Source organism: Tolypothrix campylonemoides VB511288_2, from assembly GCF_045999855.1.
GTDB lineage: Bacteria > Cyanobacteriota > Cyanobacteriia > Cyanobacteriales > Nostocaceae > Scytonema > Scytonema bouteillei_A.
Genome location: NZ_JBFPMW010000008.1, coordinates 310,035 through 336,378, shown reverse-complemented (window position 1 = coordinate 336,378; position 26,344 = coordinate 310,035). Strand labels below are relative to the sequence as shown.

Annotated in this window: 23 protein-coding genes and 2 pseudogenes; 8 read left to right on the top strand and 17 right to left on the bottom strand. The window is 40.5% G+C overall.

Annotated features, from left to right (window positions below; genetic code table 11):
- The first annotated feature begins 99 nt into the window (after positions 1-99).
- The 4 genes from AB0756_RS24380 (at position 100) to AB0756_RS24365 (ending at position 3,669) form a co-directional block, all read left to right on the top strand.
- Positions 100-432, top strand: a complete 333-nt coding sequence (locus AB0756_RS24380; RefSeq protein WP_050045218.1) for a hypothetical protein — start codon at positions 100-102, stop codon at positions 430-432.
- A 538-nt stretch (positions 433-970) separates the two neighbouring features.
- Positions 971-2,698: a hypothetical protein gene (locus tag AB0756_RS24375; protein ID WP_050045217.1), complete on the top strand. Its 1,728-nt coding sequence runs from the start codon at positions 971-973 to the stop codon at positions 2,696-2,698.
- A gap of 135 nt (positions 2,699-2,833) precedes the next feature.
- Positions 2,834-3,196, top strand: a complete 363-nt coding sequence (locus AB0756_RS24370) for a hypothetical protein (protein WP_038080158.1) — start codon at positions 2,834-2,836, stop codon at positions 3,194-3,196.
- 206 nt (positions 3,197-3,402) lie between these two features.
- On the top strand, positions 3,403-3,669 hold the full coding sequence (locus AB0756_RS24365) for a hypothetical protein (protein WP_038080160.1): 267 nt from the start codon (positions 3,403-3,405) through the stop codon (positions 3,667-3,669).
- Positions 3,670-3,849: 180 nt separating this feature from the next.
- On the opposite strand, the gene AB0756_RS24360 is transcribed toward AB0756_RS24365, so the two are convergent.
- From AB0756_RS24360 to AB0756_RS24335, 6 genes and pseudogenes are all read right to left on the bottom strand, one after another.
- A complete protein-coding gene (locus AB0756_RS24360; protein WP_038080162.1) occupies positions 3,850-4,299 on the bottom strand; it encodes a hypothetical protein in 450 nt (149 codons plus the stop codon).
- Between the two features lie 57 nt (positions 4,300-4,356).
- Positions 4,357-5,754 (bottom strand): fdxN element excision recombinase XisF, encoded by a 1,398-nt coding sequence (xisF, locus tag AB0756_RS24355; RefSeq protein WP_038080165.1) that lies wholly within the window; start codon positions 5,752-5,754, stop codon positions 4,357-4,359.
- Positions 5,755-5,807: 53 nt separating this feature from the next.
- A pseudogene (locus tag AB0756_RS24350) lies at positions 5,808-6,377 on the bottom strand (nitrogenase component 1); the annotation flags it as partial.
- Between the two features lie 106 nt (positions 6,378-6,483).
- Positions 6,484-6,810 carry a Mo-dependent nitrogenase C-terminal domain-containing protein gene (locus AB0756_RS24345; RefSeq protein ID WP_050045216.1) on the bottom strand — a complete coding sequence of 109 codons (327 nt, stop codon included), beginning with the start codon at positions 6,808-6,810 and terminating at the stop codon, positions 6,484-6,486.
- Between the two features lie 185 nt (positions 6,811-6,995).
- A complete protein-coding gene (nifK, locus tag AB0756_RS24340; RefSeq protein WP_038080167.1) occupies positions 6,996-8,534 on the bottom strand; it encodes a nitrogenase molybdenum-iron protein subunit beta in 1,539 nt (512 codons plus the stop codon).
- Positions 8,535-8,814: 280 nt separating this feature from the next.
- Positions 8,815-8,964, bottom strand: a pseudogene (locus AB0756_RS24335) (nitrogenase molybdenum-iron protein subunit alpha); the annotation flags it as partial.
- A 110-nt stretch (positions 8,965-9,074) separates the two neighbouring features.
- On the opposite strand from AB0756_RS24335, the gene AB0756_RS24330 reads away from it, so the two are divergent.
- Positions 9,075-10,493 (top strand): site-specific integrase, encoded by a 1,419-nt coding sequence (locus AB0756_RS24330; RefSeq protein WP_202048650.1) that lies wholly within the window; start codon positions 9,075-9,077, stop codon positions 10,491-10,493.
- 131 nt (positions 10,494-10,624) lie between these two features.
- Here the strand turns inward: AB0756_RS24330 and AB0756_RS24325 are convergent, their stop codons facing one another.
- Positions 10,625-12,826, bottom strand: a complete 2,202-nt coding sequence (locus AB0756_RS24325; protein ID WP_137986111.1) for a prolyl oligopeptidase family serine peptidase — start codon at positions 12,824-12,826, stop codon at positions 10,625-10,627.
- 127 nt (positions 12,827-12,953) lie between these two features.
- On the opposite strand from AB0756_RS24325, the gene AB0756_RS24320 reads away from it, so the two are divergent.
- Positions 12,954-13,532: a hypothetical protein gene (locus tag AB0756_RS24320; RefSeq protein ID WP_038078019.1), complete on the top strand. Its 579-nt coding sequence runs from the start codon at positions 12,954-12,956 to the stop codon at positions 13,530-13,532.
- A gap of 84 nt (positions 13,533-13,616) precedes the next feature.
- Here AB0756_RS24320 and AB0756_RS24315 read toward each other — a convergent pair whose 3' ends face one another.
- The 9 genes from AB0756_RS24315 to nifB all read right to left on the bottom strand — a co-directional run bounded on the left by AB0756_RS24315 (position 13,617) and on the right by nifB (position 22,254).
- On the bottom strand, positions 13,617-13,877 hold the full coding sequence (locus tag AB0756_RS24315) for a hypothetical protein (protein WP_038078012.1): 261 nt from the start codon (positions 13,875-13,877) through the stop codon (positions 13,617-13,619).
- Between the two features lie 12 nt (positions 13,878-13,889).
- Positions 13,890-14,474, bottom strand: a complete 585-nt coding sequence (locus AB0756_RS24310) for a GNAT family N-acetyltransferase (RefSeq protein WP_137986110.1) — start codon at positions 14,472-14,474, stop codon at positions 13,890-13,892.
- 177 nt (positions 14,475-14,651) lie between these two features.
- Entirely contained in the window at positions 14,652-16,082 is a 1,431-nt protein-coding gene (nifD, locus tag AB0756_RS24305) for a nitrogenase molybdenum-iron protein alpha chain (RefSeq protein WP_137986109.1), read from the bottom strand.
- Between the two features lie 207 nt (positions 16,083-16,289).
- The gene (nifH, locus tag AB0756_RS24300; RefSeq protein ID WP_038078010.1) at positions 16,290-17,180 is read right to left on the bottom strand and encodes a nitrogenase iron protein; all 891 of its coding nucleotides are present in this window, start codon (positions 17,178-17,180) and stop codon (positions 16,290-16,292) included.
- 280 nt (positions 17,181-17,460) lie between these two features.
- A complete protein-coding gene (locus tag AB0756_RS24295; RefSeq protein WP_038078023.1) occupies positions 17,461-17,817 on the bottom strand; it encodes a group I truncated hemoglobin in 357 nt (118 codons plus the stop codon).
- Positions 17,818-17,976: 159 nt separating this feature from the next.
- Positions 17,977-18,879 carry a Fe-S cluster assembly protein NifU gene (nifU, locus tag AB0756_RS24290; protein ID WP_038078008.1) on the bottom strand — a complete coding sequence of 301 codons (903 nt, stop codon included), beginning with the start codon at positions 18,877-18,879 and terminating at the stop codon, positions 17,977-17,979.
- A 91-nt stretch (positions 18,880-18,970) separates the two neighbouring features.
- Entirely contained in the window at positions 18,971-20,179 is a 1,209-nt protein-coding gene (nifS, locus tag AB0756_RS24285) for a cysteine desulfurase NifS (protein ID WP_038079004.1), read from the bottom strand.
- 81 nt (positions 20,180-20,260) lie between these two features.
- Positions 20,261-20,665, bottom strand: a complete 405-nt coding sequence (locus AB0756_RS24280; protein ID WP_082051595.1) for a 4Fe-4S binding protein — start codon at positions 20,663-20,665, stop codon at positions 20,261-20,263.
- Positions 20,666-20,793: 128 nt separating this feature from the next.
- Complete coding sequence (gene nifB, locus AB0756_RS24275) at positions 20,794-22,254, bottom strand: nitrogenase cofactor biosynthesis protein NifB (protein ID WP_038079002.1); 1,461 nt, start codon at positions 22,252-22,254, stop codon at positions 20,794-20,796.
- A gap of 1,591 nt (positions 22,255-23,845) precedes the next feature.
- Between nifB and AB0756_RS24270 the strand changes: the two genes are divergently transcribed.
- Positions 23,846-24,472 carry a type I restriction enzyme HsdR N-terminal domain-containing protein gene (locus AB0756_RS24270; protein ID WP_038079000.1) on the top strand — a complete coding sequence of 209 codons (627 nt, stop codon included), beginning with the start codon at positions 23,846-23,848 and terminating at the stop codon, positions 24,470-24,472.
- Positions 24,473-24,609: 137 nt separating this feature from the next.
- Here the strand turns inward: AB0756_RS24270 and AB0756_RS24265 are convergent, their stop codons facing one another.
- Positions 24,610-25,071: a hypothetical protein gene (locus AB0756_RS24265; RefSeq protein WP_167844743.1), complete on the bottom strand. Its 462-nt coding sequence runs from the start codon at positions 25,069-25,071 to the stop codon at positions 24,610-24,612.
- Between the two features lie 304 nt (positions 25,072-25,375).
- Here AB0756_RS24265 and AB0756_RS24260 point away from each other — a divergent pair, with 304 nt between their 5' ends.
- Positions 25,376-26,317 carry an NAD(P)-dependent alcohol dehydrogenase gene (locus tag AB0756_RS24260; RefSeq protein ID WP_038078998.1) on the top strand — a complete coding sequence of 314 codons (942 nt, stop codon included), beginning with the start codon at positions 25,376-25,378 and terminating at the stop codon, positions 26,315-26,317.
- Positions 26,318-26,344: the final 27 nt, after the last annotated feature.

The window sequence follows — 26,344 nt, the reverse complement described above, 5'->3', positions numbered from 1 at the left end:
TTCGATACCTAAAATTTGCATCTACTTCAGCATAATTGCTTGTTGCCTTGAGTAAGTTATCATAACCGAGCGCGAACGCTCCCAGTCCAATTTACACCCATGCATCTCCAAAACCAGCAATTAGAAGACCGCAACAATTGTAATTTGAGAAAGCAGAACTGGTTACAATTGTTGCTGTTTTGTAGCACATTAACACTGTCAGGCACATCCGTTTGCGCTCAGATTACCCCGGATAACACATTAGGAGCAGAAAGTTCTTTCATCAGACCCAATATTTTCATCAACGGAGCAAATGGAGATCGCATTGAAGGTGGTGCTAGACGAGGAGACAATCTCTTTCACAGCTTCAGTCAATTCAATATTAATAACGGACAAAGGTCCCCGAAGAAAATTAATGAGGAAGAAGCGAGGATTGTGCAATGGATACCTTAGAACACTATCGCCATTTCTTGGAATATGTGAAAGAAACATTAAAACTATTTATATATGTTCATCTTCTAAAGCATTATTTTCAAGTTTTGTACTAAAAGGCAAAGTATCAAAACCTAAATTTTTAATGCAATAATTGAGGTTTCAACTTCTGTATTATTAATTGTTTCTCGATTGACTTTTCAAAAATATGTGAAAAACATTTCACATATGTATCCTCATTCAAAAAAATATAAATTTTAATTATATATAAAGCAATTTATAACACTTGATTTTACGTAGTCTTTAATTGGATCGCCTTTGAGAAAAAAGTTTGTCATTCATTGACCATAAAATCAAGTGTTGCCAATATCACATTATAAAAACCTTTTAATCTTATTTATTCTTGCGCTTCATCTTGAAAAAAAATTGGCATTAACCTAGCATTGAATAACAAATTTTGGGTGTATTTGCAGATTATTAGTAGTCAAACGGCTTCTTAAGTATATAAGTATAAGAGCCATAAAAAACAAAGAACTAGTAGTATACCCTCGCTGTAAATATGTCAATCACACGCCTGCGAACTTTTTTAACTACCAAAAGGCATAAATCTCAAATTATATTTTGGTTCGGTTTAAGTCTGATTTTTGCAATTATTTATAGTCTTTTAGAGCTAAAGCAGGCATTCAGTAGTGCCTACGTAGTACAAGATGATGCGCGGGTATATGTATCTTGGATGCAAAGATTTTTAGAATCAGACTTTCTGCCAAATGATTTGCTTGCCGATTATTTTCAATCCGTCACACCATTTGGATATGCTGCTCTTTATCGACTCATAGCATCTGTGAGTATCGATCCACTTTACTCAAGCAAAATCCTGCCACTCTTGTTGCTTTTGCCGACAACTAGCTACTGTTTTGCCGTTTCTATGCAGATATTACCAGTGCCAGCCGTAGGATTTCTGACTACACTGCTGTTTAGTCAAAATCTGGTAATGAGAGATGATTTAGTCTCGGCTACGCCTAGATCTTTTATTTACTTGCTGTTTCTAGCGTTTGTGTACTATTTACTGCGAGGTAATGCACTTCTATGTCTGGGCGCGATCGCACTATCTGGATTGTTTTACCCACCATTATTGTTTATCTTATCTGGAATCTTAATCTTGAGGTTATGGCATTGGCAAGACAAGCTCCCCCGTTTATCCCGGAATCGCCGAGATTACATATTTAGCATGACTGGGCTAGGGCTTGCCTTGATTATGATGCTACCTTATGCCTTAAGTTCTTCCGAATATGGTTCTGTAGTTGCACCAAATGCAGTTAGAGCATTACCAGAATTTTCTGAAACAGGACGGATACCCTTTTTTGATAACAATCTCGTCCAGTTTTGGCTATTGGGACAGCACAGCGGTCTTCTGGCAAATGTATTAGAACATCCACTATCCTCAATTGGTTTTTTATTACCAATACTGCTGCGCCATCCCGAACGCTTTCCTTTAGTTAAACGAGTAACCAGCAATATTAGACTTTTACCAAAGATTGCACTGGTATCTGTAGGGATGTTTTTTGCTGCTCATTTTACGCTTTACAAGCTATTTGCGCCCGCCCGTTATACGCGATATACACTCAAGTTTGTCATCATTCTAGCTGCCGGAATCGCGATCGCAGCGATACTAGATGCAGTTTTTCGCACGAGCAAGAAGTCCGCTCACGTTCCAGAGCATCGACAGTTTTTAGCCTTCGGGTTAACAGTCTTATTAGGAACTACCCTTGTGTTTTATCCTCTATTATTGTCACACTTTCCAAACAGCAATTACATCAAAGGTGAAGCACCAGTCATATATGAGTTTTTTCGGAAAACCCCGAAAGATATTCTCATTGCTGGGTTATCACCTGAAACAGACAATCTGCCAACATTTTCTCATCGATCTATCTTGGTTGGTTGGGAATATGCAGTTCCTTACCATACGATATATGCCAGCAAAATTAGACAACGAGCGACCGATCTCATTCGCGCTCAATATACTCAAAATTTGGTAGAAGTTCAAAATTTTATTCAAAAGTATGGGGTAGATTTTTTCCTGCTAGATCGCACAGCATTTACACCTGAATACATCAAAACAAATCCTTGGCTGAAACAATGGCAGTTCATAGCAAAAGATATTTTAGCTACACTAGAGCAGGGAAATACCCCAGCTATACTCAGCACGCTGAAGCGTTGTTCTGTAGAAGAGACTGAAACATTGATTGTACTCCAGGCAAAATGTGTGACAACTCAGAATTTATCTTGAACTAGAGTCAGTAACTAAGCCTCGCAATTTCCATCGAAGCTAGAATGTTAAAATGAGAGCGCTTATGCTGGATGAGTTAGAATCAGCATAGCGTACATTCGCTACATTATCGGTCTGAAATCCCAGCTTACAACTATGCAAGTTACCTTCGATTTGCCTGATGATTTTGTTGCCCGGTTGCGTCCACTTGAAGACAAACTGCCACAAATTTTAGAGTTGGGATTGCGAGAACTTAATGCGAGTGGTCAGAGTGAATTTTCTGGTGTAGCTGAAGTACTGGAATTTCTAGCCAGTCTCCCCACTCCAGAAGCCATTATTGCCTTACGTCCTTCTAAAACCCTACAAGCTCAGATTTCTGCTCTGCTGGAGAAAAATCATACTGTAGGTTTGACATCTACAGAAGAACAGTTATGGCAAGGGTATCAGTACCTGGAACATATTGTGAGAATGGCTAAGGCTAGAGCATTCTTAAAGCTCAAGGAAGTTCAAGGGAAATGAGTACGACCTACATTTCTGGTATACTGCAAACAACAAATAGTTTCGGTCTTGTTTCTTGATACTAATAAGCTATTGTTGCCGAATCATAGCCATGACAGGGCTAGCATTTGAGATGTGCTTACTATGAGTATGATGTTTATTCGTTCGCTGTTAACAGAAAAGTTTCAACCAATAAATAAGCTAAAAACATCGCTACAGAATGTTTTATGGCTTCAGATCGTTCTCAAAAAGTTCTAAAAATGCTTAATGACAGGTTACTCGAAGCTTATGAAAGATACTATGGAAATTTGAAGATTGGTGATATGTCTCCTAAAGAATTCATCAAAACCTATGGATGTATAGAGGATAGACTTAATAGCAATTTAAAATTGGAAGTTACAACCTCTTCTGAATCTACTTCAACTTCCTCTACAAACTCAGCTAGTACCGATCGCAGTTCCGAGTCATCTAATGACTCCCAAAATGTAGCTTAATAAGCAATAGCTGTTGTCCTCTTGGCATTTTCAAAGGTATCCCTATCTACAATCCGAGCGGGGATTGATAGGGTACTACTCCCTTAAATCCTTCATAACTGAAGGGCTGTTCATCCGGGTGACACTTCATAAAAGTTTTAGTCTACATTTTGGTTTTGCAGAAAAATGGATAAAGTCGAGCTAAGAATCTTTGTTTTTAGCAATAACCCAGCTTAAGACATTTAATACAGCAAATAAACTTGCACCTGCTTCACCTATATCAACAAGGATACTCTCTCCGGATTTTATTTTTATATTTATTTCTTGAGTTTGGCTTTTAAATGATGCTCCTATGCGAAACATTTCTTCTTTATTAATATCTGCGCTTTTCATTATTTCGTAATATAAACTATTCCGCTTTTGATTAACTTCCCAGACGAATCTTTTGTTTGTAATTAAGCACCAATGATGGACGCTTAGAAAATTTAATATAGATGGTTTTTCGTCCGTTTCTAAAGCCACTTCATGCAGCACATAATTTTTTGTTTCATTCGGAAAACTTTTGAAGGACATAATAACTTTGCTATTGATTTTCTTCCGAACAAAAATAGAAGATATTATATCGGAATCTAATATTTTTTTGCTGCTCATAATTGTTTTACTATTTCTATAACTTTATGATTGGTTCGCGTGACAGTCAAACCATATCTAGAAATGAATCGCGGATGGCAATTTAAAACTAGGAGTTACAACCCCTTCTGAATCTATTTCAACTTTCTCGACAAATTCAGCTAGTGCAGCTCGCAATACCGCGTCATCCAATGATTCCCAGAACTTAGCTTGAGACGCAATGACGATTTTCCTCTTAGCATTCTCAAAAGTATCCGGATCGACTATTCTACTTGGGGTTGATAGGGTACTAATAGTCGCTTCTATTTTTGCGATCGCTTGAATTATGTCTGGGTTAGAACTCCGCAGCCCTCGCAAAACCGACAATTCATTGGTTAACTTTTCTATTTGCTTGGTATGAATGACTTGTGTTGTCGCTGATTGATTTTCTAAATGCTCGATTAATTTGGGTGCATATTCGCATAAAGCTGCGATCGTCTTCGCTATAATTTCCCGCAATCGAGTACATTTTGAATTTTTGCAGTGATATTTTCCCGGTTTATTGTAATTCACGCAGCGCATATACTCAGTTCTCGTTTTATGTCGGGAAAAGTTACGATACATACCTCCTTCACAATGGCTGCACTTAATTAAGCCTGCAAGCGGATAGTCGCCACGTGTTGATTTTGTCGAACTCCGATACCTCCTATTTGCCGACAATTTTTGTTGAATTGCGTCTACAGTGGCTGAAGTAATCAGGGCTTCGTGAGTATTAAAATTGATTATTGGTTCTCGATTAATACCTTTTTTCTTTTTTATGAAATAAGCTGTATGTCCTTGTAAAGCAAGGTTTTTTACCCAATCTCGCAAGCCTGCAACAGTAAAAACTATTTCGTATTCATTATAAATGTAATTACATACATCTTTTAGCGATCGCATTTCCAAAATTAGCTCTATAATAATTTTTGCTAGTTCAAAATAGGTTTTTCCAGATTTTTCGTGAATATTTTTATTAGGGGTTAAACGCTGATTTTCATCTTTGGCATATCCAAATGGAGGAACGCAAAACTTTAATTGCTGCCGAAAATACTCGTTTCCTTGTTTAACCCGTTGGGATAATAGCCTTGATTCAAACTCAGCAAGCCCGGACATCTGGTTAATACTAAACCATCCAAAGGGGCTGTTTGGATCGACAGGTGCATCGAGTACCCGTAGATTGACATTATGCCTGACAAAAATGTCGATTGTCTTGTGAATAGTAATCACACTTCTACCCAAGCGATCGACACGAGTTATGATAATTTCGTCAACTTGGTTTTGTTGTACCAACTTCAGCAACTCATTAAATTGTTTTCTAGCATCGTTGCGTCCCGACTCAATATCAATCAAAACTTCCATTGCACCCGCTGCTTTTAATCTGGCTATTTGCTGATTGAGTGCGTCAAACTCCTCTGCTTGTTCTTGGGTGCTCACGCGGGCGTAACCGTAAACTCTCATGAGAATTTGTTCAAATCAATCCCAAAATAATATCACAAAAGGTGTTGTTGTAAGTGGTTGGGTTCACGTGTACCTACTACATAATCTAATAGAGCTTCACCTGCAAGGCGGTTGCCAAAATTCTTGCTACCAATGAAACCTGGAGCATTAACGGGGATAACAGGGGTGTTGATTTTCTCTCCAGCCGTTTTACACACTGCATCTAAATCTTCACCAATGAGAGCGGTGACACAGGTAGAGTAAACAAAGATAGCAGCAGGATGGTAGCGCTTTTCAATTTCCAAAATAGCTTTATATAACTTTTTCCCTCCACCAAAGATGACATCAGTTTCATCCATATCGGTGGTAAAGCCAGTCCTGTACAGCATTGGACCGGAAGAAAAACTACCGCGACTTCCCCAAGAATTACCAGAACAAGCGATCGGTCCGTGAACTAAATGAGCGGCATCGGTAATAGGTACTAGAGCAATCATAGCACCATCAAAAGCACAACCCCCTTGAGCAGCACCCGGTTTGGGTAATTGCGAACAAGACTTGTTTTTCTTGTCTCCATGCTTGTTTTTATTGTGTTCGCAACCGGGCTGAGTTAGCAACTCGTTAATTTTACTTTGGTTAATTTTCATTTGATTCCTCGCGCAGGATAGGATGGATAGTGTCTAATAGCTAATGGCTGATGGCTAATGGCTAATGGTTAATAGTAACGCACGATTAGCAATTAGCTATTAGCCATTAGCAAATATATTTCGTAATATCTTCTCCACATTCATCAGCTAAATAAGATAAAGCACGGAAACGCAAAGCAACAAACTCGTCATACAAAGGATTGAGTTTACAAAGCGGCGGAATGTGGAAAGTACGTCCAAATAATTTAATATCTCGCTCAAACGGACAACAGCAAGGAATCAGTTGACAAAGAAGATGAGCGAGGCGAGCATTTCTAATTTGAATTTTATCTACCAAACGGCGCAAAGGATATAAAATATCAAAGGAGCCAGATTTTTTGTTGTTTGGTGGATGATAGTTTGGATGAGTGTGGGTGTGATTTACAGTTTCCATAATAGATGATGGTAAAAATGTAAAAGAAAAAGGAAAAAGAAAAGTGATTGGGGATTGTTCGTAGTTAGTGGTTAGTGGTTATTAGAGAATTTAATCAACTACTAACGACTAACTACTGACTGCTAACCACTAACCATTAATCTTTTCCTTTTCCTTTCTTGGCACGTCGCAGGCTAACGCAATTCCTAGCGAATCAAGTCGAAGGAGATATCGGTCTTACCAGTAATGTTGGTGTTGCGATCCAACTCATCCAGAAGTGTGTTAACAACCCAGTTGAGTAGGTTTAAACCACCTTGGTAACCAACAGTTGGGTAGCGGTGCAAGTGGTGGCGATCGAAGAGAGGATAACCAATCCGTACCATTGGGATCTTGGTATCGCGCCACAGGTACTTACCGTAGGAGTTACCTACGAAGAAGTCTACAGGTTCAGTGAACAAGAGACTGCGTAGATGCCACAAGTCTTTTTGAATCCAAACAGTAGCTTGCTTACCGAAGGGGCTAGCGCTGAGGATTGCTTCCATTTCTTTCTTGAATTCGTTATCGCCATTGTTGCAGAGGATGTGTACTGGTTCAGCACCTAACTCCAACAAGAAGCTAACTACACTAATGATTAAATCTGGATCGCCGTAAATTGCGAACTTCTTGCCATGAATCCAAGCATAGGAGTCTGTCATGGCATCTACCAAGCGTCCCCGTTCGATTTCTAATTCTTCAGGGATAGGCTTACCAGTTAATTCTGACAGTGTCATTAAGAATTCATCAGTGCCTTTAACGCCCCAAGGACGCAATACCTTGGTTTGTTGACCCCACTTTTCTTTGACATACTCTTGTGTCTTTTGAGTGGAGTATCCTTGTAAGAACACGGTTCCATTTGCATTAATGGAATCAGCCGCATCTTCTAGCTTGGTACCACCTGGGTACATATTGTACTCACCGTTGTTTGGTGAATCCAAATAATCGCTGTTATCAGCCAGGATAGTATGGTCAATTCCCATCAAGCCCAGAATCCGCTTGATTTCGCGGTTGTTACCAGTGTAGGTATCAAATCCAGGAACAAAGTTCAGCTTGCCGTTGGTGGTATTTTTCTTCTTACCTTCTGTCAAATTAGACAGAATTCCCTTCATCATGTTGTCGTAGCCAGTGATGTGAGAACCAACGAAGCTAGGAGTGTGAGCAAAAGGTACGGGGAAATCCTGGGGAATTGCATCTGCATTCTTAGCATTACCAATGAACGCGCCCAAGTCATCACCGATAACTTCTGCCATACAAGTGGTGCTGACAGCAATCATTTTTGGCTTGTAAAGTTGGTAAGCAACTTGCAAACCTTCAATCATGTTGTTTAAACCACCGAATACTGCAGCATCTTCTGTCATAGAAGAAGAAACGGCGGAGAACGGCTCTTTGTAATGACGGCTGAGGTGAGTACGGAAATAAGCAACGCAACCTTGAGAACCTTGTACAAAAGGTAAAGTACCTTCAAAACCAGCAGCAGCAAAAATAGCTCCTAAGGGTTGGCAACCTTTTGCAGGGTTAACTGTTAACGCTTCACGAGCAAAGTTCTTTTCACGGTACTCCCAGCTTTTTGTCCACTCAGAAACCCGTTCTACTTCTTCGTCGCTGTGTCCGCCTTCAAACTGTTCTCTTTTGTTCTTGAATAACTCTTGGTATTCTGGTTGTTGGAACAGCTCTGCGTGGTCTTTAATTTGTTCTGGATTCTGAGGCATTGATGTTCTCCAAGCTTGCTGGGTTATATGTTTTAGGGGTTGAGGATTGGGGGTTGGGGATTAGGATTGGGGATTGAGGTATGAGTTCTTCCCCCTTGTCTTCCTTGTCTCCCTACTCCCTATCCCCCAGTCAGGTACTACCTGAGAATACTTAGTGAAAGAAGGGCTGTTACCTCATCTTTACCCTTGTTCCCAAGCTCAGCCTGGGAATTTATTAGTTGAGGCTCCGCCTCATCTTTGGTTACCAAGCTGTTAACTTGGTAACCGATCGCTCTAGAAATTAAGCGCTAACTTTAGCTTTAGCAGTTTCTTTTTTCCAAGGAGTTGGAATAATATCCCAAGTGGGGCTGTTGAGAGCTAAATCCATATCACGAGCAAAAACTGCGAAACCGTCATAACCGTGATAAGGACCGGAGTAATTCTGTTTATGCTTTAATATATTTTAGCTGTGTAATGTTTGCTGCAAGCAATGTCAAAGCTAAACAGTGTTTGCGGGTAACACATTTATTTTTAGACTAAATTTAGGCTAAAGACACCCAAATGGAAAAACAGGGTATTGACAAATATCAGCAAGCTTTTGAAGACTTAGAGCCAATTTCATCGACTGATGGTAGTTTTCTTGGCTCAAGTCTGCAAGCACAGCAACAAAGAGAGCATATGCAAAATAAAGTATTACTGGAATTAGAGAAAGTTAATCAGCGTTTGAAGTTGGCAAAGACAAAGGTGACAATTCGGGAATCAAACGGAAGCTTGCAGTTACGTGCTACGTTACCAATTAAACCGGGAGATAAAGATACAAAGGGAACCGGAAGAAAGCAATACAATCTCAGTTTAAATATTCCAGCTAACTTAGATGGGTTGAAAACTGCTGAGGAAGAAGCATACGAATTAGGGAAGTTAATTGCAAGGCATAGCTTTCAATGGACTGATAAATATTTAGGAAATGAAGCTATTAAGAAAAGTTTCAAGACAATAGGAGAATTACTGGAAAAATTTGAAGAGGAGTATTTTAAAACACACAAACGAACAACAAAAAGCGAACATACTTTTTTTTATTACTTTTCTCGAACAAAACGATTTACAAATCCTTTGGATTTAGCTTCTCCAGAAAATTTGGTAGCATCCGTTGAAAAAATTGATAAAGAATGGGCAAGATATAATGCAGTTCGTGCGATCTCAGCTTTTTGTCTAACTTTTAAAATTGACATTGATTTATCGAAATATTCCAAAATACCTGAGTGTAATTCCCGTAAGATACCTTCAGATGAAGAAATATGTATGGGAATTTTAAAATTTGAAGATTACTTAAAGAATAGGGGAAATCAAGTCAACCAAGATGTCAAAGATAGCTGGCAACTTTGGCGCTGGACTTATGGAATGCTAGCGGTTTTTGGTTTGCGACCGAGAGAACTTTTTACAAATCCCGATATTGATTGGTGGTTAAGTCAAGAAAACCTAGACTTGACATGGAAAGTTCATAAAGATTGTAAAACGGGAGAGAGACAAGCATTGCCATTACACAAACAATGGATTGAAGACTTTGATTTAAGAAACCCAAAATATGTAGAGATGTTGGCAACGGCTATTAGCAAGAAAGATAAGAATAATTACGCAGAGACAACCGCATTAACTCAAAGAGTAAGTTGGTGGTTTCGTAAAATAGGATTGGATTTTAAGCCCTACGATTTACGTCATGCTTGGGCGATTCGGGCGCATATTCTGGGAATCCCAATTAAAGCAGCGGCGGATAATTTAGGTCATAGCGTGCAAGTTCATACTCAAACTTATCAGCGTTGGTTCTCGTTGGATATGAGGAAGTTAGCGATTAATCAAGCGTTGAGTAAGAGAAATGAACTGGAGTTTATTCGGGAGGAAAATGCTAAGTTGAGGATGGAAAATGAGAAGTTAAAGCTAGAGATTGAAAAGTTGAAAATGGAGTTGCTTTATAAGCGGAGTTGAAACACAAAGCAACATTGATGATTGCAAAAATAACTTCATGTGTTTCCTTGCGATCGCTATTCGCAATATTCGTTATTGTGCAAAATCCACTCATCTAAAATTCAAAATAGCAAAACCTGCAACTTGAGCGCTTATTGTGTTTGTTGCGACTCTTTACCCTCTGTGCGAAATTGCCACATCATGAAAGCAAAAATGTCAGATCTTTCTTGGAAACGTTGCATTTTGGTCGATCCAACACCATGTCCCGCTTCACAGTCAATGCGGAGTAAAACAGGTTTGCCACTGGCTGACGCCGCTTGAACGCGTGCTGCAAATTTGGTTGATTGCCAAGGTTCGCAGCGCGTGTCAGTCATGCCGTGTATAATCATCATTGCTGGATAATGAATGCCATCTTCAATATGCAAAAAAGCGTCCATTTCATAAAGAGCTTTGAATCCAGCGAGACTCTTACAACTTCCAAATTCACGAATGTTGTTGACTCCGTTGGGAGTGGTTTCAAAACGTACTGGATTTAAAGCACCGACTCGTAGTATTGCCACAGCAAACAAGTCGGGACGCTCGGTGATGGCTCTACCGATCGCAATACCACCTGCGCTGAATCCTTCAACTGCTAGCTTAAAACGCGAAGTGTAGTTATTTTCGATGAGATACTCAGCACAAGCAATCAAATCTTTCCAAGTATTCGGTTTGGTTTGTTGAAATCCAGCCCGATACCACTCTTCCCCTTTTTCACCACCACCGCGCACATGGGCAAATGCGGCAATTCCGCCTTTCTCGTACCATGCATAATCTTGATGTTGATAGGGTAGATAGAGAGAAAACCCATAAGCTCCATAACCATTTAGCCAACAAGGATTTGAGCCATCAAGCTTAATTCCTTTTTTGTAGATAATTGACATTGGCACCCATGTCCCATCATGCGATCGCACTTCAACTTCTTCAACAATTAAATCATCCGGTGCATCATATTTCCCTTTTGGTTGTAGAAGAATCTCCACAAACGTTTTTGTTTTCGGATTGTATTCGTAGATGCTGTTAGATCTCGTCCAAGAAGCCATTGTTAACAGAATCCCATCTACTCTAGAATCATTTTTTGACAATCTTGCGTCATTGCCAAAAAAATCCACCGTTCCATCAAAAGGAAGTTCTAGTTCTGTCGCTGTACCACCGTAAGGAATGCGAATCACTTTATCGCTTCCACCACCATCCATCAGTACGTAGAGTGCATCAGTAGCTGCAAATATGTTGTTTGCGGTTCTATCACTTTGCGCTAAGACAAGTTCAGCTTTTGAAAGCTCGGGGTTTTCTAATGAAGTTTTGACAATCTTGTAACGAGGTGCATTTTTATGTGTGACCAAGTATAACTCTTCTCCATGCACCTCAAAGATGAGGACTTCATCTGATATGTCACAAACCTTCTTCCACTCCGGTGCGCCACGATGAAATGAATCAAGAGTAGCAACATAAAGGTCGATTTCTTTCTGCGTACCGTAAAGAACGACTGCAAATAGGTAGTCAGAATTGGGGACAGTAACGATAAATGGAGATGCTACGGGCGAAACACTCACGCTTGGGGAGATTTCATGTCCGAGTATAACTTTATCTTCTGTGATATCAGTGCCAAGCCTGTGCAAATAGACTTTGCTCATTTGATACTTTTCAGTGACTGCCATACCTTCTTTCATCTCCTGGTAACGAGTGTAGAAGAATGACTGACAATCGGGTAACCAAGTCCCAATCCAATGTATCCGAGATATTGGTCGATCTACATCTTCTAAGGTTGCGGTATCAATTGTGTACAGCGAAGTCTCTTCCGAGCCGCTAGCTGCAATCCCATAAATGACATATCTACCATCCCACGATGGCATGAAGCGATTAATTGCGTGTGGCTTACCTGTTTCTCTAATAAATTTGTCAGGATCGACCAAAAGAATTTCGTCACCGTCTGTGCTGCTATGCATATATAACTTCCACACATCGTCTTGCGCTCCACATTTAAGGTAAAAAACTTTGCCGTTGACAACCCGCAAAACACAGTTCACCTTGGACACAATGGAAGCGTCTAATTCTATCATGCGAGTGAGAAAGGCATCGCGCTCGGGTAGTTCTGCAAGGCTGTGGCTTGTAAAATCAGCTTGCGCTTTTACCCACTTCTGTACCTCTTCATCTTTGAAGTTTTCCATGTAACGGTAATTGTCCGTTACCTTTGTGCCGAAGTAGTCGTCTGTGACAGGTGTAACTGGCGCAACGGGTGGCTTGAGTTTTTCAGTCATATCTTGTGTTTCTTCAGAAGATGCGATCTGAGTTAAATGTATCTCAAATAACCGACGCACGCTGAGTCCGATCTTTACAACCCCAATCGAACAGTTTAAGAAGCAGAAAATTCTTATTGTTGGGTTTATAAGAAATTGATACTATTAACAAAGTGGGCGATTAAAGTACCAGAATGGTAAAAGCATTATGGCAAAGCGTAAAAAAAACAACCTAGAGTGGATGAAACAAACGCTTGAACTAAAACCAGATCATCACTGGGAAGGTCCACCAGGTTACAAAATCTTTGTGGCAGATCGGGGAGCAGTTCGTTTCAATGTACCGCAGGATTGGGCTTTTGAGCCACAAGAAAAATCATTTAAGTTCTTTGATAAAAAACCACCCGATGAGGATTGTTGTCTGGAAGTCTCTTTCAATCGCCTACCACCCCACGACTGGAGTCTGTTTCCACTAAAATCGACTCTGAAGAAAGTTGTAGAAAATGAAACTCGCAATGTCATTGCCAAGGGAGAAATAATTACCGTCAAGCGCCAAACTGCCAAGATTGTCTGGACAGAGATTAAGTTCATCGACACCCAGGCGGAACCAAGGGAAGCTTTCTCGCGGACTTGCATTGGTTTGGGATCGAACATTCAGTGCTTGATTACGTTTGATTATTGGGTAGACCAAGCAGAACAGCTAACACCTGTTTGGGATGAAGTGATGCGTAGTCTCACTCTAGGGTTATATATTCGCGATCCATTGACTGGTGTGGCTTTTCCAGATTAAGTTTCCCAGCGATCTAGCAATGGATCGACAACTTCTTGTTCAATTTCAGTTGGGTTTGGATTGTAAAATTCATATAGCTCGTCATTATCGCTCTCCTAAAGTTTCTTGAATATGGTTTTCCAACCATCGTTCATACTCTTCAAGTTCGGCTACTTCTTTCATTAATTGTTGTCGGCGTTCTTTAATTTCTGCTAGATGTTTAAGTAAATTGCTACCATCTAGTACAGACTGTACTAGTAAACTAAATTCTTGTTGGGAAATTTCTCGACCAGCAAAGGCTGTGGCTTCTAATTCATCTAGTTTTGCCCAACGTTGGAGTTGTTCGGGAGTGGGAGAATGAGTCATTGGTGTTTCTGGTTAATCAAGTGGTTGTAGTTGACGGCGCTGTTTTATTTCTGACAAAACTGTATTGGCTATATATTCGGTTACTATTAACTCTCTCGAATAATCGGTTTCTCGAAATCCAATATTTTGATAGAACTCCTTAGCTCTTTCAATTGTTAGTACTTTTACAATACCACCAAACCCACTTGATTGACTTTCTCCGATGATACCTTCGATTAGCGAGGTAGCAGCGCCTTTACGTTTGTAGATGATGTCTTGACCTGGTTGTTCAATTACATTCCAGGGAGCATTAGTCAAGCTTTCAATTATAATACCTTGTTTTAATTCTGCTTCAATTTCTATTTGTTCAATTGATATGATTGCTGCAGCTTGTAATATTCCTGAATTGTCAGTAACTCCTCGATAACTACTACTATTGGCTCCAGAAAAAGCTAGTGCTTCCACTTTTGCAACACAATCTCCAAATCTTGTTCCAAATATTCTATGTATGTCACCGCTATAAAAGGTATTAATGTATTCTCTACATTTGTTATTCCATCTAATTAACTGGATACGAAAGTCTGTTGATGTGCCAATGATGTAGTTGAAAATATTCATATTAGTCTAATAAAACAGAAGTTCAAAAAGTTTTGATTTATACTGTTTTTCTTTAATAAAAATTTAATTTTTTCCTACAAAGTAGACAGGATTTGCATTTTATCTTCCGGGTTATCCAGAAAATATTATCATTAAAATACTGAAAAAGTTTAATTTAGGCTAAAGTTAGGCTGGATTTTATTCTTCCTTCAAAACATATTTTCCCATCTGACTTTGAGGTGCGATCGCCAAATCGGAGTAATCCCAGGAGTGCATTTGACGGAAAGGCAGACCCATCTTCTGGAATACGTACTTCTCTTTAATACCAGAAGCAACTAAATCGGGCTTCATGTGCTTGACGAACTCTTCAAACTCGAAAGCTGTTACGTCATCATAAATGATGGTCGCGCCATCAATATAGTTTGTGGTACGCTTGTAGTCGTCGTTGTGAGCGAATTCGTAGCCAGTACCAACAACTTTGATACCGAGATCTTCAAACGCGGGAACAACGTGACGGGGGCGCAAGCCACCAACGTAAAGCATGACTGTCTTGCCTTCGAGGCGAGGACGGTACTTATCGAGCACTGCATTCATCACTGTAGTATACTTAGCGATGACTTTCTCAGCGTTTGCTTGGATCTTCTCATCAAAGCGAGCTGCAATTTCGCGTATGGATGCAGCAATCTTGGTAGGACCGAAGAAGTTAAATTCCATCCAAGGCATACCATAAGCTTCTTCCAAGCTACGGCAGATGTAGTTCATCGAGCGGTAGCAGTGGATGAGCACTAGCTTGGAAGCAGGACCGTTAACCAACTCGTTAACAGTACCGTCACCAGACCACTGAGCAACAACGCGCAAGCCCATTTCTTCAAGGATCATGCGGCTAGCCCAAGCATCACCACCGATGTTATAGTCACCGATAAGTGCTACATCATAAGGACCGGGTTCGATAGACAGAGTATTTTCTTTCTTAGCCTTATCGAATCTGGGGAACATGTGGTCGCGGAGAGCATCGTTAGCGATGTGGTGTCCGAGAGATTGAGAAACACCCCGGAAGCCTTCGCAACGTACAGGTACGACTGGCTTGTTAATTTGTTTAGCAGCTTTCTTAGAAACAGCTTCGATGTCATCTCCGATCAAACCGATAGGACACTCAGACTGAACGGAGATACCACGGTTGAGGGGGAAGAGTACTTCAATTTCCTCAATGATTTTGGTAAGTTTCTTATCACCACCGAATACGATATCGCGCTCTTGGAAGTCGGAGGTGAAGTGCATGGTACCGAAGGAATCGACACCAGTCTTACCAACATAGTAGTTACGACGACCAGACCAAGACCAGTAACCGCAACCAACGGGACCGTGGCTGATGTGGATCATGTCCTTAATAGGACCCCAAACCACACCCTTAGAACCTGCATAAGCACATCCACGAGCAGTCATTACACCGGGAACTGATTTGATGTTGGATTTAACACCGCAATCAGATTTGCCGTCTTCGTGGACGTTCAGGTGCTTTTCACGCTTTTTGCGAGATTTTTCTGGGTAAGCAGAAAGAACTTCTTTAATCAGTTCTTTATGTTCTTCTACCTTATTTTCTAGGTTATTTTTGCCTTCTGTGTATGTCATGGTGTTCCCTGTGGCTTAGTAACTGGTAAGACGCGGTATGAAGTATGAATTATGAATTATGAAGTATGAAGTATGAAGTGTGAAATCTAAAAAGTTTTGCATCCTTTATTCTTCATACTCTATCCTTTATCCTTCATACTTTATCCTTTGAGGATCGGGTGGGCAGATAGCCCACCTAACAAGCATTCCCTACTTCTGTTGGGTTGCTTATGCAGGAACTTCGGAAGCTGGCTTGCCAACGATATCTGCATGCTTGGAATCGTCGTCGAGGATACCGAACTCTACGAGTAGAGCTTCCAACTCGTCCATTTCGAGAGGTGTGGGGATTGTTAGTTTTTCGTTGTTGATGATCTTCTTAGCTAATGCGCGGTATTCATTGCTTTGGTTGCTGTCAGGTGCGTACTCGTTAACAGTCATCCGGCGCAATTCAGCGTGCTGAACGATGTTATCGCGAGGTACGAAGTGAATCATTTGGGTGTTCAAGCGTTCTGCCAAGGTTTCGATGAGTTCGATTTCCCGGTCAACTTTACGGCTGTTACAAATCAGACCACCCAAGCGTACACCACCAGAGTGAGCGTACTTGAGAATACCACGAGCGATGTTGTTAGCAGCGTACATCGCCATCATTTCACCAGAAGTCACGATGTAGATTTCTTGTGCTTTGCCTTCACGAATTGGCATTGCGAAACCACCGCAAACAACGTCACCCAATACGTCGTAGGAAACGAAATCTAGATCTTGGTAAGCACCGTTTTCTTCCAAGAAATTGATGGCAGTGATAATACCACGTCCAGCACAACCTACTCCAGGCTCAGGACCACCAGATTCTACGCAACGAACACCACGGAAGCCGGTGAGCATTACTTCTTCGAGTTCTAAATCTTCTACTGCGCCACGCTCAGCAGCAAGGTGTAATACGGTGGTTTGAGCTTTGCTGTGTAGCATCAAACGGGTGGAATCTGCTTTGGGGTCGCAACCTACAATCAAAATGCGCTGACCCATTTCTGCCATAGCGGCAAGGGTATTTTGAGAAGTGGTGGACTTACCGATACCGCCTTTACCGTAAAAAGCTATTTGTCTAATTTTTTCGTCAGACATGATGAGTTTTCTCCTGCAATTGATTGATTGGTTGGTTGTTGGGTGGGTCTGTTTGGTTGAAGAGACGTCACGCTGATTTGTTACAGCCGTGACTTGTTGTAGAACGTCACCGGAGGCGATCGCCCTACCGCTAAAACCATTGAAAGCATCATCTATTCCTCAGTTAGTTTCTAAATTTCTTCAGACTTAAGTACTTTACAAGTACTTCATAATGTGCATTCGCCTGAAACACCAAGTAGGGCTTGACGGAATTATCTGTCAAAAATCAATGCGTTAGACATTACTTGTTCAAGATAGCGCCTTGCAGCTTGGCGACGCGATCGAGAGCAGCGTTTGTGTCCTCTGCGGAAGCTCCACATGCAGTTAATGAATCACGAAGATGCTTTGAAACAGCATCAAAATGTTGGGGCTGTAGATTCATACCTGTGTGGGTTTTGTCCATTGAACGACCGTTGTAGACCTTAGGACCGTCAAAGATTTGAGCAAAGAAAGCAACTTGTTGAGCGTGTTGCTTAGCCATGTCTGTGTTAGCAAAGAAGTGATTGAGGGTGCTATCAGCCATGACACGCTTGTAAAATTCAGTGACTACTTTCTCAACACCTTGCTGTCCACCGAGTTTGTCGAATAATGCGCTCATATTCTTGTCCTTTGAAGCGAGTTGGATACCGAAATTCACACTCTTCTGATTCTTGGATCGCAGCGCTTTAGGGGTAACTGTTCACCGTTAACCAATTCCAGTAGGGTTACGTGCATTGATTCCTACTTGGTGTTTCAGGCGAATGCAAATTACTAAACTCTAAATCAAAGGATCGACTGCTTCTACTACAAGATCTTTGCTAACCCGCTCGCGCAATCTAGCTTCTATAGCAATCTTTAAAGTTGCCGTACTGCTAGAACACGAACCACAAGCACCTTGAAGCAGAACCTTCACGCGATCGCCTTCTACGTCATACAGTTCCACATCTCCCCCGTCGGCGATCAAAACGGGTCGAACTTCTTCATCCAGGACTTTTTGAATGAGTGCAATCTTTTGCACCGATGTCAGTGGCTTTTGGGAAAACTGACTTGCAGTCCTTGGTTGTAGGGAATTATTTACAGGGGCTGCGGTTTCTTTCTGTACTAATGCAATTATATCATCAATTGCCGCCAAACAAGATCCGCATCCGCCACCAGCTTTTACATAATTTGTTACTTGTTCGGCGGTCGTTAAATTATTCTCTACAATAACGCGCCGAATTTTTGTATCGCTGATGCCAAAACAAGTACAAATGAGAGTTCCTTCATCATCATCGTCATGGGCTGCGAGGGGAATACCTCGATAATTATAGATAGCAGCTTCTAATGCTTCTTGTCCCATAACCGAACAATGCATTTTTGCTTCTGGCAATCCACCAAGATAGCTAGCAATTTCTTTATTACTAATCTTAAGCGCTTCGTCTAGAGTTTTTCCTTTAACAAGGTCAACCAGAGCTTCTGAAGAAGCTATAGCGCTAGTACAACCAAAAGTTTGATAGCGAGCTTCGAGAATTTTTTCAGTTTCTTCCTCTACTTTCAGATGCAATCTTAGAGCATCTCCACAGGCAATACTGCCTACTTCACCAACAGTAATTTTAACACCAGCTTCATCTGTCTCTTCTAAAACCCCTTGGTTTTTAGGATTGTAGAAGAGATCCATTACTTTATCCGTGTAGTCCCACATAGCCGATTTTAGAGTGATTGTTAATTGCTAATTGCTAATGGCTAATGGCTAATGGCTAATGGCTAATGGCTAACCACTAACCACTAACTAATTAGCGATGAGCCAAACTTTTTTCTTGTTCTTGCAGCCAACTTGCATTGTCACTCTTAAAGGGCGAGAGTGTACGCAGATGTTCCACAATACCGGGCATTACTGCCAAAACTGCATCAATTTCGGCTTCTGTGGTGTAGCGGCAAAGACTAAAGCGAATGGAACCGTGCAAAATTGTATAGGGTAAACCCATTGCCCGCAAAACGTGGGAGGGTTCTAAAGAGCCAGAACTGCAAGCAGAACCAGATGAAGCACAAATACCATGTTTGTTTAGAGAGAGCAGAATTGCTTCGCCTTCGATAAACTTGAAACCAATATTGGTTGTGTTTGGCAATCTTTGGCTTGCATCACCGTTAACTTCGCAATCTGGAATTTGAGCGAGAAGAGTTTGTTCGAGGCGATCGCGTAAGCGCTTTTCTCTGGTTGTTGCTTCTTCTAGATGTAATAATTCTAGTTCAGCTGCTTTGCCTAATGCAACTACTCCTGGAACATTTTCTGTTCCGCCCCGTCTTCCGCGCTGCTGTCCTCCACCCACAATCATAGGACGGAATCTAACTCCACGACGTACATATAAAGCACCAATACCTTTGGGTGCGTGAATCTTGTGACCCGACATGGTCAACATATCAATGGTGCTAGTCTTCATATTCATGGGAATTTTGCCCACAGCTTGGACTGCATCCACATGGAACAGCGCTCCGTACTCTTTCACGCGCATCCCAATTTGTTCGATTGGGAAAATAGTACCAGTTTCATTATTAGCATACATGATTGTCACGAGAGCAGTGTTACCTGTAAGCGAAGCTTCCAGTTCATTTAAATCCAACTGTCCCTGACGATTAACTGATAAATAAGTAACTGAATAACCTTGAGATTCGAGTTGCTTGCAGACATTCAGGACTGCAGGATGTTCGACTTGCGTTGTGATAATGTGACGCTTGTCAGGTTGTGCTAGCAATGCAGCACGGATAGCAGCATTATCACCTTCAGTACCGCCACTGGTAAAGACAATCTCAGATTCATCAGCACCTAAGAGCGCAGCAACTTGTTCGCGTCCTTGTTTAACTGCCTTACCAACCTGCCCGCCAAAAGTGTGCATACTAGAAGGATTACCGTAATAATCACTCAAGTAAGGCAACATTGCCTCTACAACTTCTGGATCTACTTTTGTGGTGGCATTATTATCTAGATAAATACAATCTTTTAGCATTGCTTCCAACTTTGTAAGATAACGAATAGTTAATGGTTAATAGCTAATAGCTAATAGCTAATTGTTGATTGCTAATAGCCGTTAGCTATTAGCCCTTCGGGTGCGCCAGTCCCTTACGGCGGGAAACCCGCCTGCAGGGCTGGTCTTACAATTAGCTATTACATTTTTTTCTAATTGTTTGGAAAACTGTTGTGAATAATAGTCAAACCAGTTTTCCCAATAATCTTGTTTTTTTGTTAATTTTGCTAGTAGTTTATTGTAAGTAGCAAACCAGCATTCCCAGTAATCGCTCGTTTCTTGAACGCAACCATCACAGGTTGGACAACCAGCCATACACTGAGGAACAGTATAGGCAGTACCAACACAATTATTGCAGAGATTGGGGTCGATCCAGTGCTGACCATCAACAATCTTGATTGCATTAACAGGACACACAGAGAGACACAGTTTGCAAGAAATGCACTTGCTGGTTATCTTGTAAGACATAACTTTTCCCCTGAATAGTAAGAGACTTCAATTTAAGAAATGGGTACTGGATAATGGGGATGGGTTAGTAGGTAGTGGTTAGTGGTTAGTGGTTATTATTTATTCCACTAACAACTAACAACTAACAATTAACAGCTAACAACTTGCAAGTATTGCTTGTAAAACTCTAGGGCTGCAACTTCGATGGAGTCGTAAGCTTCGTAGACTTGGACGCCGATATTTTGTAACTTTTCTTTAGGACCGTCACCAATTTTGGAAACGAGTACTGCTTTGCAATCAGCAATGGATTGAATGATATTTTCCAGAGTAGCTTTCTCTCCGTAACCACCTTGACAGTAGTGGTCAACTTTGCGATGTCCTACATAGCGAACGGTATGACCGTCAACTTCGTAAACCTGGAATTCCTTCGCATGACCGAAATGTTGGTTAACCAATCCACCACCTTTTGTTGCAACAGCAACTAGGATTTTTGGATTGTTTTGTTGCAAAGACTTGCTATCGGTTGTCTCGACATTTACCTTTGCTCTAGCTGCTTTCAGTTCTGACTTAAACTTCTCAATACCAGCAAGAACTTCTTGGCGCTTTTGCGGATCGTATTCAGGAGTCATCTCCATGAATTTATCCTTGGTAAATTCTAAGCTGCGGTCTTCACCTAATAAACCAACTGCATCTGCACGGCACTGACGGCAATGACGCATCATTTTCATATTACCAGCACAATTATCTTGTACTGCTTTCAATTCTGCGGGTGTAGGACCGCGCTGACCCGTCAAGCCAAAATGAGTGCCGTGCTCTGGTGCAGAAATCAACGGCATAATATTGTGCAGAAACGCACCTTTTTCACGAATAACTTTATTAACTTCTAATAGGTGCTCGTCATTAATTCCCGGAATCATTACCGAGTTAACTTTACACAAAATATCAGCTTCTTTCAGGGCTTGCAGACCTTCCATCTGCTTTTCATGTAAAATTTTAACCCCTTCAATGCCTCTATAACGCTTGCGCTTGTAGTGAACCCAAGGATAAATTTTTGCTCCAATTTCAGGGTCCACCATATTAATGGTGATAGTAACGTGGTCAATATTTAATTGTTTGATCCGGTCAATATATTCAGGAAGCATCAAACCGTTAGTTGACAGGCAAAGCTTGATTTCTGGTGCTTTTTCTGCAATCAACTCAAAGGTACGGAAGGTTTTCTCTGGATTTGCAAGTGGATCGCCAGGACCCGCAATTCCCAATACAGTGAGTTGGGGAATCTTACCTGCAATAACCAAAACTTTGTGTGCTGCTTCCTCTGGGGTAAGTAGTTCGCTGACAACACCAGGGCGGCTTTCGTTTGCACAATCATATTTGCGATTGCAGTAGTTGCACTGAATGTTGCAAGCAGGAGCAACTGCAACGTGCAATCTTGCATAATGGTGATGGGCTTCCTCGCTGTAACAAGGATGGGTTTCGATCCGTTGTTTTAGCTTTTCATCTATTTCCGGAGTTGCACTGGTGCTACCGCATCCACTACCACAACCACTGGATTTAGATTGAGTTGCCTGTTGTGTAATGAGGGGAGTAACGAGTCCTGTTGACTGTGTCATTGAATTTCGCAATCTTTCACATAAAGTCAGGAGTCAAAAGCCAAAAGTCAAAAGTTAAAAGGCAGCCTTTTAATTTTTCAGTTTTAACTTTTAACAGTATTGCCCGTGGCAGATGTTGTCACAACCTATGTGTTAAGGAATGGAAGCCGCGTATTGGACTTACGCCACAAACCCTTGTTTCTTAGCTGGTGTGTGTCAGAGCTTTGAGACTTGGGTCAATTGCGGGTCAATCCGCGACTTCGGTTCACAGGGGCATGGTGCTATCTCATCCCTCCACTCACTCTAGTGCGCCGTTGTTAGCGCATTAAGTGTTGGCGATACTTGATTTATATCAGTCGTTTTCAAGGGGGTAGTGAGTCTGCCTCGGATAGAATTTATTGAATTGATTGGTTTTGTACTCAAAGTTGGAAACCCAAGCCAAGAGAGCATTTCAGGGTTCAAAAAAAAATTTTTCGGATAGGGGTACTAGAATTTTGAGGTTGGGGTTCTAGCATTTATGGAAACGGGGACAAGTATTTCTGTACTCACCCAAAGTTTCTTCCCAGCATCAGTTTCAGGGAAATTTTAACTTGTTTAAAGCTCTTTTACCTTGTACTCAAAGACCGATCGTTCGCACTCAGATCCTTGTCAAAAGGTAGATTCAGAGCTTGGAAACTTGGAGCAACATGGATGTGTTTACTCCAAAGATTTGCGAAATTCAATTCTGTATCTAACCTATCATTTTTTTCCCAGGAAAAATGCAGTTCATATTTTTTTAATCCTGCGTAAATTTTTGTGTCCTCCCATCAAACACCATAATTTCTCACTAAAATTAGACTGCGTACAAGCTCAAGTAGTTGATAATTTGGCTTTTTCTTTACATACAATCTACATCTATTGAGATTTTATCCTAATTAATGGGTTTTAAAAAGTGAAAAAATGCTTTTGGACACAGACTCCCATACAATAGCGGAAACTTTATCATCTTAAGGTCAAGGATTTAAAATTGGGGATGTAGCGAAGCCCGTCCAGTAAAAACACAAAAAACACGCAATTTTTTAGACTAACATTTCCTCTTTCCCGTGCGCTCTCTGTGTCTCTGTGGTTAAATTAATTACTTGTTAATCGCCAAGGCGCAGAGAATGCAGAGAGAAGAATAGAGGTGCGATCGGCAAGCGTTAGTATACACTTTTCCGGACATGGTACGGGAACAGATGGCTTAGCCCTTGAGAATAACTCAGGAGAAACGCAACTAGTCAGCACGGATACACTGGCAAATTTCCCAAAATTTTTCATGGGTAATGCGAGGAATTTTGAGTGCTAGAGTAGCCATAGCTCTTATCTTCCTCTGTATACCTTAGATTTAGGAATGCTGTACAAATATTCTTAGCATAGCTCACTCATGTTAAAATATTGAACCAGTATTTTAGCGATCGCATAGTCTTACAATTGGTAAAAAAGTTATCTTAAGTACATATCGCGAATAATAAAATGTAGAAATTGATAGGGCGATCGGTATTTGGTCATATATGTTGTCTGTAGATAGTGCATTTCAATATACAAGTAACATTCAGTAATAAACCTCAGGTGCAAACAATATTCATCACAAAATATGGTTCAAATTCTTCAAGGCAAAGATGTTACTCTAGTCGATCTCATAGAGAAATTTAATTTGCAACGTTCACAAGATGAACAATTCTTCCGAGAGTGGCAAGATAATTTACCCGATCTGAGCGAAGCCGACAAGCAAACCCTAACTGAAGTCAAAGCAGAATATCTCCATCTTTCCCAGTACACAATTTTAGAACCTGTTGTCAAAATGGTGGTACTATCACCACTCTTGCGTCTTGCAGGTTTTTACAATCCTCTTTTCTACATTGCTTCAGAGATAGAAGTTGAAATCTCTTCAGAAGACCAAGGAACAATTATTAGAGGACGTATCGATATCTTGGTTTTTCAACCTCCATTCTGGGTTCTTGTTATCGAAGCAAAACGAGCAGAATATTCTTTAGTTCTGGCGATTCCCCAAGCATTAGCTTATATGCTGACTAATTTAACTTCAGAAAGACCAGCTTTTGGATTTGTAACAAATGGCAGTGAGTTTAGATTTATTAAACTTGTGCAAGCACAAACCCCTCAATATGCTGTATCAGATTTGTTTGCCTTAGATAGCCGTGATGATATAGATAACGTCGTAAAAATATTAAAGCGTCTAGCTCAACTTGTTTCTCAAAAATAAATTTTCAAATATTATCTGTAGGCTGGGTTGAGGAACGAAACCCAACATATATTATTATTTTGCCATTAAGCTGAACATATCTTCTTAATATCGTGTTGGGTTTCACTTCGTTCAACCGAACCTACGCATACAAAAGCCTACTGTTGATATCGAGTCAAAGTTACAGTACTAGAGCGGGGTCTTGCCACTTTTACATCAGGAGGTACATCAATCTTAAGAGTGATAGACGAAAGTTGAGGATATTTAACAAGTAACATTTTAGCGAGTTCCTTATTAATAATTTCCCAGTAATCAGTTTCATTGGGATAATTTCCTAAAAACTGTTTTATATCTTCCTCCAATTTGAGAAAATCTGGATACTGACCGTTTGCTATACCCTTAACATATTGATAGCGAACATCAATATTTATGTTATGGACAAATCCATGATGTAACATTCTATAATTTTCTAATTTAAAGTTAAAATCCTCTGACATCTCTCTAAGGTTAGCATTAAATTCTACTTTTGGTTGGAATTGACTTTCCTGCGAGTATTCTTTGGTAAAGTCAGAAAAAATTATAAGATTGGATAAAAAACCAACTATTCCAAAATCTAACATTGTTCTTCTTCCGAAAGTAGTAATAGCTTTTTCAAAGTGAATTGATAAAGATATAAATTATGAGTTATACAGGTTTTGAATTTAGAGTTTAGCTAAAAAGCTTGGATTTTAAAGTATTTCAGCCATGGCAAGCGATACTATGCTATCTATTATGTATAATCACCAATTGTTTTTTGACGGATAACTTTCCCTATAATTATCCACGATCGCAATAAAATCAATACGGGGTTATTAAAAAATTTAAGTTGTCAAAAGAATCTCATACTCGTTCTAACTTTAAATAACACTTCATAAGAGGTATCCCATGAAAGCAGCAGTTATCTCCCACTACGGTTCTCCTGAAGTTTTACAGTATGAAGAAGTGGAACTACCAAAGATTCAACCTAATGAATTACTTGTTAAAGTCCGCGCCTCTTGCGTGAATCCCGTTGATTGGAAAATCCGCAAGGGTATGTTGAAGTTTGTCACGGGAAATAAATTCCCCATGATTTTGGGATTTGATTTGTCAGGAGATGTTGTAGAAGTGGGTTCCCAAGTTACACTCTTCAAACCGGGAGATGCAATTTACGGAAATGTAGGCTTGAAGGGAGGGGCTTACGCTGAATTTACAGCTGTTCCGGAAACAAGTGCTGCACTCAAACCAATAAATATGACCTATGAGGAAGCCGCTGCGATACCTGTCGCAGGGCTGACGGCTTTACAATCGTTACGAGACTTGGGCAATATCCAATCAGGACACACTGTCCTCGTTAATGGTGCTTCCGGTGGTGTTGGAACTTATGCAGTACAAATTGCTAAAGCTTTAGGTGCAAAAGTTACCGCTGTTTGCAGTACAAAAAATGTGGATTTGGTAAAGTCTCTAGGAGCAGACAGAATTATTGACTATACACAACAGGATTTCACTCAAGATGCCACGCAGTACGATATTATTTTAGATGCTGTTGCCAAGCAGTCATTTTCTATTTGTAAAAAAGTTCTCAAACCACTTGGAACTTATATAACTACGCTTCCTAGCTTTGAAAGTGTAGTCCAAAATGTATTGACTGTTATCCTTCCCGGTCAAAAAGCTAGGAATATTTTTGCAGTACCCAGAACTCAAGATTTGGCTTACTTGAAAGAATTGAGCGAGGCGGGTAAACTGAGAACTGTAATTGACCGCACATATACTTTACAAGAAATAGCTGCTGCTCATGCATATAGTGAAAGCGATCGCGTTGTGGGTAAAATTGCCATTACGATCGCTTAGCTAAGAGAACCACAGGAATTTTGATAT

Bases quoted from the DNA above. Each gene is read 5' to 3' on its own strand.
- AB0756_RS24380 (WP_050045218.1), top strand. From the start codon at position 100: ATGCATCTCCAAAACCAGCAATTAGAAGACCGCAACAATTGTAATTTG.
- nifS (WP_038079004.1), bottom strand. From the start codon at position 20,179: ATGCTAAAAGATTGTATTTATCTAGATAATAATGCCACCACAAAAGTA.
- nifU (WP_038078008.1), bottom strand. From the start codon at position 18,879: ATGTGGGACTACACGGATAAAGTAATGGATCTCTTCTACAATCCTAAA.
- AB0756_RS24270 (WP_038079000.1), top strand. From the start codon at position 23,846: ATGGTTCAAATTCTTCAAGGCAAAGATGTTACTCTAGTCGATCTCATA.
- nifH (WP_038078010.1), bottom strand. From the start codon at position 17,180: ATGTCTGACGAAAAAATTAGACAAATAGCTTTTTACGGTAAAGGCGGT.
- AB0756_RS24295 (WP_038078023.1), bottom strand. From the start codon at position 17,817: ATGAGCGCATTATTCGACAAACTCGGTGGACAGCAAGGTGTTGAGAAA.
- nifD (WP_137986109.1), bottom strand. From the start codon at position 16,082: ATGACATACACAGAAGGCAAAAATAACCTAGAAAATAAGGTAGAAGAA.
- nifB (WP_038079002.1), bottom strand. From the start codon at position 22,254: ATGACACAGTCAACAGGACTCGTTACTCCCCTCATTACACAACAGGCA.
- xisF (WP_038080165.1), bottom strand. From the start codon at position 5,754: ATGAGAGTTTACGGTTACGCCCGCGTGAGCACCCAAGAACAAGCAGAG.
- AB0756_RS24265 (WP_167844743.1), bottom strand. From the start codon at position 25,071: ATGTTAGATTTTGGAATAGTTGGTTTTTTATCCAATCTTATAATTTTT.
- AB0756_RS24345 (WP_050045216.1), bottom strand. From the start codon at position 6,810: ATGGAAACTGTAAATCACACCCACACTCATCCAAACTATCATCCACCA.
- nifK (WP_038080167.1), bottom strand. From the start codon at position 8,534: ATGCCTCAGAATCCAGAACAAATTAAAGACCACGCAGAGCTGTTCCAA.
- AB0756_RS24260 (WP_038078998.1), top strand. From the start codon at position 25,376: ATGAAAGCAGCAGTTATCTCCCACTACGGTTCTCCTGAAGTTTTACAG.
- AB0756_RS24330 (WP_202048650.1), top strand. From the start codon at position 9,075: ATGGAAAAACAGGGTATTGACAAATATCAGCAAGCTTTTGAAGACTTA.
- AB0756_RS24360 (WP_038080162.1), bottom strand. From the start codon at position 4,299: ATGAGCAGCAAAAAAATATTAGATTCCGATATAATATCTTCTATTTTT.
- AB0756_RS24310 (WP_137986110.1), bottom strand. From the start codon at position 14,474: ATGAATATTTTCAACTACATCATTGGCACATCAACAGACTTTCGTATC.
- AB0756_RS24320 (WP_038078019.1), top strand. From the start codon at position 12,954: ATGGCAAAGCGTAAAAAAAACAACCTAGAGTGGATGAAACAAACGCTT.
- AB0756_RS24365 (WP_038080160.1), top strand. From the start codon at position 3,403: ATGGCTTCAGATCGTTCTCAAAAAGTTCTAAAAATGCTTAATGACAGG.
- AB0756_RS24280 (WP_082051595.1), bottom strand. From the start codon at position 20,665: ATGTCTTACAAGATAACCAGCAAGTGCATTTCTTGCAAACTGTGTCTC.
- AB0756_RS24370 (WP_038080158.1), top strand. From the start codon at position 2,834: ATGCAAGTTACCTTCGATTTGCCTGATGATTTTGTTGCCCGGTTGCGT.
- AB0756_RS24315 (WP_038078012.1), bottom strand. From the start codon at position 13,877: ATGACTCATTCTCCCACTCCCGAACAACTCCAACGTTGGGCAAAACTA.
- AB0756_RS24375 (WP_050045217.1), top strand. From the start codon at position 971: ATGTCAATCACACGCCTGCGAACTTTTTTAACTACCAAAAGGCATAAA.